The following is a 6,371-nucleotide window of genomic DNA, read 5'->3' as shown; positions in this document are numbered from 1 at the left end:
GGGCGGGCGGGGCGGGCGGGGACGGCGGGGCGGGGTTGGAGCGGTGGGGGGTCAGAGGTCGCGGGCTAGGCGGTTGAGGAGTTCGCCGGCGTTGAGGACGAGGGTGCGTTCTTCGGGGTCGAGGCGGTGCAGGAGTTTGCCGAGTTCCTCGGCGGCTTGGCGGCCGGAGTCGGCGACGGTGGTGGCGCCGGCCTCGGTCAGTACGACGGCGGTGGCGCGGCCGTCGACGGGGTCGGGTTCGCGGCGGACCAGGCCGGCTTCTTCGAGGGCGGCGACCGTCGTGGTCGCGGTGGGCTGGGAGCAGGGGACGCGGGCGGCGATCTCGCCGATCCGGATCGGTTGCTCGTCGGCGACCAGCATCAGGGCGAGGAACTGGGTCGGGTGCAGGACGGAACTTCGGCTCCGGCGCAAGTACCGGACGATCCGGTGCATGCTCACCAGCAGTTGCAGGGTCTCCTGCTCCAATGCGATCACCTCCGATGTGAGGCTCGATCCTGGCATACCGGCGGGCGTTCGCCTACGGCCCAGTGGTGAACGTCATAGGTGGGTTGCGAGTACCCCGAGGGCGAAGGCGAGTGCGGCCAGGCCGAGCATGATGGTGGCGAGCCGGATCAGGCGGCGTTGCAGGGCGGGCACTTCGGGCGCGGTGGCGAAGACACGGGCCGGCCAGTGTTTCCAGGAGACGTACCAGAAGATACCTGTTGCCATCAGCAACAGCATGCCCTTGACCGCGTGGATCCACCAGTGCGCGAAGTCGTCGAGCAGCAGTAGACCGAGCCCGCTGAGCGCGATCACCGCGATCAGCCCGACCACCTTCCACCGGTTGCCGGAGGCAATCACCGTGGTGAGCGACTCACGACCGGCCGCGTCCGGACCGAAGTACCGCTTGAGCTTGGGTTGGACGACGAACAGCGAGTACGCCATCCCGCCAACCCAGGCAGCGGCCAGCCCAGCATGGATGATCGCGACGAACGCAGTCATCGCGGCGGCGGAGCGAAGGCCTGGAACGGCAGCAGCCCGACCAGCTGTACGAGCTTGCCCAGCGTCTCGACGATCGCGTCCGGCTTCGTCCGCCCGAAGATCGGGTGCTCCATCGCCAGCAGGTCGTCCCCGACAACCGCCCAGGTGTGCAGCTTCTGCTTCCGCATGAACTGCATCAGCTCGGGGTGCAGGAAGTACGCCGCGACGTTCGGATCGGTGTCGATCAGTTTGTACCACCGGTTGAACTTCCGGTCCGGCGTCTGCGGTTCCGGATAAGGGTCGACGTCGAACGCCGGGTCCGTACTCGAAGCGATCTGGAAGAACGGCAACGCCATCGGCAGCTTCACCACCCACACCGAGTCGATGGTGACGGAGTCGAGCGTGTTGACCTCCTTGTTCGTCCACGCATCATGAACATGCGTGACCGTCGGCCGCCGATGGAAGTCGAACGCCACGAACGGCAGCTGGTTGAACAGCCCGTCCACCGCCCCGAACGCGATCCGCTGATCCCCACGCTCCGTAAACGGCAACACCCGCCACACATCCGCCAGCTCCGGCGCATCCGCCCGAAACCGCCACCCCCACTGCTGAGCCAGCCCCGACCGCTCCTGGTTCGTCTGCTCGATCCGCTTCGCTTCCAGCACACGAAAACACTAAGGCCCCAGAAGGGTCCTGGGGCCTCAGTACGTCGTACGGCGTGGTGTCAGTCCTCGTCGGACTTCGACAGGTTGGTCTTGATCAGGTCCATGACGGTGGAATCGGCCAGCGTGGTGACGTCGCCTACCTCGCGGTTTTCGGCTACGTCGCGGAGGAGGCGGCGCATGATCTTGCCGGAGCGGGTCTTGGGGAGTTCGGCGACGACCATGATCTGGCGGGGTTTGGCGATCGGGCCGATTTCCTTGGCGACGTGGTTGCGGAGTTCCTGGACTACGTCGGGGCCTCCGTCGCCGGCTTCGGAGCGGAGGATGACGAAGGCGGCGATGGCCTGGCCGGTGGTCGGGTCGGAGGCGCCGACTACGGCGGCTTCGGCGACCTTCGGGTGTGAGACCAGGGCGGACTCGATCTCGGTTGTGGACAGGCGGTGACCGGATACGTTCATCACGTCGTCGACCCGGCCGAGCAGCCAGATGTCGCCGTCCTCGTCCTTCTTGGCGCCGTCACCGGCGAAGTAGACGCCCGGCCAGCGTGACCAGTAGGTGTCCTTGAAGCGCTCGTCGTCGCCCCACAGGGTGCGCAGCATCGACGGCCAGGGCTTGTCGATGATCAGGTAGCCGCCGGAACCGTTCGGCACCGACTTGCCGGCGTCGTCGACGACGTCCACGCTCACGCCGGGGATCGCCTTCATTGCGGCACCCGGCTTGCCGGCGGTCACGCCGGGCAGCGGGGAGATCATGTGCATACCGGTCTCGGTCTGCCACCAGGTGTCGACGACCGGCGCGTTGTTGCCGCCGATGTGCTCGCGGTACCAGACGTAGGCCTCCGGGTTGATCGGCTCGCCGACCGACCCGATCACGCGCAGCGTCGACAGGTCGAACTTCGCCGGGATGTCCGCGCCCCACTTCATGAACGTGCGGATCGCGGTCGGAGCGCAGTACAGGATCGAGACCTTGTACTTCGCGATGATCTCCCACCAGCGACCTTGGTGCGGCGTGTCCGGGGTGCCTTCGTAGAGCACCGACGTGGTCGCGTTCGCGAGGGCGCCGTACACGATGTAGCTGTGGCCGGTGACCCAGCCGATGTCGGCCGCCGTCCAGTAGACGTCGGTCTCCGGCTTCAGGTCGAAGACGCCCCACTGCGTGTACGACGTCCCGACCAGGTACCCGCCGGTTGTGTGCAGGATGCCCTTCGGCTTGCCGGTGCTGCCGGACGTGTACATCACGTACAGCGGGTGCTCAGCGTCGAACGCCTCCGGGGTGTGCTCGGTCGACTGCTTGCCGACGAAGTCCTCCCACCACAGGTCGCGGCCGTCGACCATGGCGGTCTCCTGGCCGGTGCGGTTCACCACGAGCACGTTGCGTACGTCGGGGCAGTCCACCAGCGCAGCGTCGACCGCCGGCTTCAGCGCGGCCGGTGCACCGCGGCGGTAGCCGCCGTCGGAGGTGATCACGACGCGCGCGTCGCAGTCGAGGATGCGGTCCTTCAGCGCCTCGGAGGAGAACCCGCCGAAGATGACCGTGTGCGGAGCGCCGATCCGGGCGCAGGCGAGCATCGCCACGACCGTCTCGGGGATCATCGGCATGTAGATGGCGACGATGTTGCCGGGCTGGACGTTCAGCTCGAGCAGCGCGTTCGCCGCCTGGCTGACCTGGTCCTTCAGCTGGGCGTAGGTGATCTCGCGGGTGTCACCGGGCTCACCCTCGAAGTAGTACGCGACCTTGTCGCCGAGGCCGTTCTCCACGTGCCGGTCGACGCAGTTGTACGCCGCGTTCAGCTTGCCGTCGGCATACCACTTCGCGAACGGCGGGTTGCTCCAGTCCAGCGTCTCGGTCGGCTCGACGGCCCACGTGATCCGCTTGGCCTGCTCGGCCCAGAACCCCTCGAAGTCGGCCTCGGCACGCTCGTACGCGTCCGCCTTCAGGTTCGCGTTCGCCGCGAGCTCGGCCGGCGGCTCGAACCGACGCTCCTCGTGCATCAGGTTCGACAGGGCTTCGGACTGCGGTGACTCTGCATTCGTCACGTCGGCGACTCCTCCTCGTGGCTTCGGCGCGTCGGAGCGCCCGACCCCTTTCTACCAACGCAGACCCGTCCACGGAACCTTGGTATCGCCGAGCTGCCCTCCTGCTGCGCCGAACAGAACGACCAGTACGACGGGTGGTCTCACCGCTGGAGCAGGTAGTCGTCGACCGCCTGGGCCAGGGCGACCACCAGCTTTCGCCGTTTGTCCGGCGGGATGTCGGCCTTGCCGTTGCCGACACAGCAATCGCTTCCCGAGAGGGTGACCGTCACGAGGGCGTTCGAGCGGCGGAACTCCACGGTCGTTTCGGGACGCTTCTCGAAGATCAGCGGCGTGACTGCGTACGCTTCGTCACCGATCCCCGGGATGGTGACGTCGCGCTCATCGTTCTGGTGCCGCCGTGCCCGCTCCTCGGCGAAGCTGGTCGACGCCTTCGGCGCGCCCCCACTGTCGGCCGAGATGACGTTCACATCGAGAAACACTCTGCGCTCGACCGGGCCGCGTTTGTAGTCCGACCAGAAATGCGCCTTCTCCTGCTTGTAGCGCCACAGGCAGAAGTCGTCCGGCACGATGAACTGCGACTCCTTCGGCTGCGGTCCGCCGAGTTTCGCGCCGACGTCGGTGAGCTTGTGTGCGGCCTCGGTCGGGAGCAGGTCGCACGGAGCGAGGCTCTGCGGATACCTGGCCTCGGGCTGCGCGCAGGCTGCAACCAGGACTAGGACGGCAACGATCGCGACAAGCCTCAGGGGCGGCATTGCCGCAGGTTAGGGGCCGCCGAGGGTCAGGATTCGCGCGCGTCGAGCAGCTCGTCCCAGTGCTCGGAACTCCAGTCGCAGAGCAAATAGACCTGTTGGAGCAGGCCGCGCCCCAAATCGGTGAGCTCGTAGGTGACACGTCGTACCGGGGTTGTTTCCTCCGTACGGCGGATGAAGCCGTCCCGCTCGAGGGCGCGCAGGGATTGGGTCAGCACCTTCGGGGTGACGCGGGCCAGCGGGACGCGGAGCTCGGAGAACCGGCGCGGACCGTCCTCGAGGCACTTGATCACGAGGGCTGACCACTTGTCCGGGCCGATCCGGAACGGGAGCAGGGTCGACGGGCAGATCTCGTCGAACATGTCCGCGCGCAACGCCTCCATGCCTTCCACAGTATCCAACCGGTAACCACGTCGTTTTTTACAGTCGCCGGCATGAGCAGAATCTTGGTGATCGGCGCCCGTGGGCGCGCAGGCAAAGCAGCTGTTTCGGAGGCGGTACGGCGAGGGCACGAGGTGACCGCGGTTGCGCGTACCGGCGGTGACGGTCTGGTCGTCGGTGACGTGACTGATGTGGATCGGATTGCGGAGCTGGCGGCGGGGCAGGATGCGGTGATCGCGGCGGTGTACGACGGTGGTTCGGATCCGACCGCGTTCTTCCCTCGAGCCGCTTCCTCGTTGGTCGATGGGTTGTCGAAGGCGGGGGTCGAGCGGCTGGTGTGGGTCGGGTTGTCGTCGATCCTGCCGACCGCGGACGGGACGTTGCTGATGGACACTGGCGACTATCCGAACGAGTACCGGCCGTTCTTCCTGGCCCACCAGGCAGCACTCGACGTCTTCCGGGCCTCGACGCTCGACTGGGTCTCGGTGGCACCGACCGGCGACTTCAATCACGCTGCGCCGGACCGGACGGGCAGCTATCGGGTCGCGCCGGGGTCGGCCGGCGAGCTGATCTCGTACGCCGATCTCGCGATCGCGCTCGTGGACGAGGTGGATCGGCCGCAGCACCATCGGGCGGCCATCGGGGTCGTTGCGGGGCAAGTGGTCTAGTTCGAATGCTCGCCCGACGCCCCGGATCGGCGGTAAATTCGCGCGCATGACCGGGGCTTCGGAGTACCTGCAGCAGGCACTGGCGATCGCACACCGCGCGGCCGAGACCCAGACCGGAGCAATCCAAGTCGCGGCCGCTCTGGTCGTCGAGGCGATGACCAGCGGCCACCGGTTCTGGGTCTTCGGAACCGGCCACAGCCATTTGATCGCCGAGGAACTCTACGGCCGCGCGGGCGGATTGGCCGACGTACGGGCCGTTCTTGAACCGGGCCTGATGCTGCATGAGGGTTTGGCGAAGAGCTCGCTGCTCGAACGGCTCCCCGGGCTGGCCGACGTACTGCTGCAAACCAACGACATCGAGGCCGGCGACGTCGTACTGATCGCCTCGAACTCCGGCCGGAACGCCGTACCCGTCGAGTTCGCCCTGGGAGTCCGGGAGCGCGGCGCCCACGTCATCGCCCTCACCTCAATGGCCCACACCACCGCGGTAACCTCCCGAGCCCCCACCGGCCAACGCCTCTTCGAAACCGCCGACGTAGTCATCGACAACTGCGGAGTCCCCGGCGACGCGATCATCGCGGTCGACACCACCCCCGAACGAACCGGCGCCACCTCCACCATGATCGGCGCCATGCTCGTCCAGGCGTTGACCGTAGAAATCGTCAGCCGCCTGGAGAAACCCAACATCCTTCGCAGTCTGAACGCCTGAGTCTCCCCCGCACGCTCCCGCAGTCGCTCCTGCGTCGCGCCCGCTCCGCGCGCACCCGCCCACCCGTACCTTCCTTCAGGCTATCGCCCGGGCCTGCTCGCTCCCGCTCGCGATCGACAACCCGGGCTTGGCGTCTTCCCGATGACGACGGGTGGTGATGGGGAATGTTCCGCCGCGGGCGCGCCTGGATGGCGCTAAGGAAACGT

At 67.3% G+C, this 6,371-nt stretch carries 8 protein-coding genes; 2 read left to right on the top strand and 6 right to left on the bottom strand.

Annotation, left to right across the window (positions count from 1 at the left end; translation table 11 throughout):
* Window positions 1-51: 51 nt before the first annotated feature.
* The 6 genes from ABD231_RS09585 to ABD231_RS09560 form a co-directional block, all read right to left on the bottom strand.
* Entirely contained in the window at window positions 52-474 is a 423-nt protein-coding gene (locus tag ABD231_RS09585) for a MarR family winged helix-turn-helix transcriptional regulator (RefSeq protein WP_344148304.1), read from the bottom strand.
* 63 nt (window positions 475-537) lie between these two features.
* Complete coding sequence (locus ABD231_RS09580) at window positions 538-981, bottom strand: hypothetical protein (protein ID WP_344148301.1); 444 nt, start codon at window positions 979-981, stop codon at window positions 538-540.
* Window positions 978-1,625, bottom strand: coding sequence for a hypothetical protein (locus ABD231_RS09575; protein ID WP_344148298.1), 648 nt, complete (start codon window positions 1,623-1,625; stop codon window positions 978-980). The genes ABD231_RS09580 and ABD231_RS09575 overlap by 4 nt, the downstream gene beginning before the upstream one ends.
* 59 nt (window positions 1,626-1,684) lie before the next feature.
* The gene (gene acs / locus ABD231_RS09570) at window positions 1,685-3,613 is read right to left on the bottom strand and encodes an acetate--CoA ligase (RefSeq protein ID WP_344148317.1); all 1,929 of its coding nucleotides are present in this window, start codon (window positions 3,611-3,613) and stop codon (window positions 1,685-1,687) included.
* A 185-nt stretch (window positions 3,614-3,798) separates the two neighbouring features.
* Window positions 3,799-4,410, bottom strand: a complete 612-nt coding sequence (locus ABD231_RS09565) for a hypothetical protein (RefSeq protein WP_344148295.1) — start codon at window positions 4,408-4,410, stop codon at window positions 3,799-3,801.
* A gap of 26 nt (window positions 4,411-4,436) precedes the next feature.
* A complete protein-coding gene (locus tag ABD231_RS09560) occupies window positions 4,437-4,790 on the bottom strand; it encodes a winged helix-turn-helix transcriptional regulator (RefSeq protein ID WP_344148292.1) in 354 nt (117 codons plus the stop codon).
* Between the two features lie 51 nt (window positions 4,791-4,841).
* Between ABD231_RS09560 and ABD231_RS09555 the strand changes: the two genes are divergently transcribed.
* Complete coding sequence (locus ABD231_RS09555; RefSeq protein ID WP_344148289.1) at window positions 4,842-5,456, top strand: NAD(P)-dependent oxidoreductase; 615 nt, start codon at window positions 4,842-4,844, stop codon at window positions 5,454-5,456.
* A gap of 46 nt (window positions 5,457-5,502) precedes the next feature.
* Window positions 5,503-6,165: a sugar isomerase domain-containing protein gene (locus ABD231_RS09550; protein ID WP_344148286.1), complete on the top strand. Its 663-nt coding sequence runs from the start codon at window positions 5,503-5,505 to the stop codon at window positions 6,163-6,165.
* Window positions 6,166-6,371 lie beyond the last annotated feature (206 nt).

This window comes from Kribbella yunnanensis, assembly GCF_039529655.1.
GTDB classification, from domain to species: Bacteria; Actinomycetota; Actinomycetes; order Propionibacteriales; family Kribbellaceae; genus Kribbella; species Kribbella yunnanensis.
This window is presented reverse-complemented; position numbering and strand designations above follow the sequence as displayed.

Bases quoted from the DNA above. Each gene is read 5' to 3' on its own strand.
- ABD231_RS09555 (WP_344148289.1), top strand. From the start codon at position 4,842: ATGAGCAGAATCTTGGTGATCGGCGCCCGTGGGCGCGCAGGCAAAGCA.
- ABD231_RS09580 (WP_344148301.1), bottom strand. From the start codon at position 981: ATGACTGCGTTCGTCGCGATCATCCATGCTGGGCTGGCCGCTGCCTGG.
- ABD231_RS09560 (WP_344148292.1), bottom strand. From the start codon at position 4,790: ATGGAGGCGTTGCGCGCGGACATGTTCGACGAGATCTGCCCGTCGACC.
- ABD231_RS09550 (WP_344148286.1), top strand. From the start codon at position 5,503: ATGACCGGGGCTTCGGAGTACCTGCAGCAGGCACTGGCGATCGCACAC.
- ABD231_RS09565 (WP_344148295.1), bottom strand. From the start codon at position 4,410: ATGCCGCCCCTGAGGCTTGTCGCGATCGTTGCCGTCCTAGTCCTGGTT.
- acs (WP_344148317.1), bottom strand. From the start codon at position 3,613: ATGCACGAGGAGCGTCGGTTCGAGCCGCCGGCCGAGCTCGCGGCGAAC.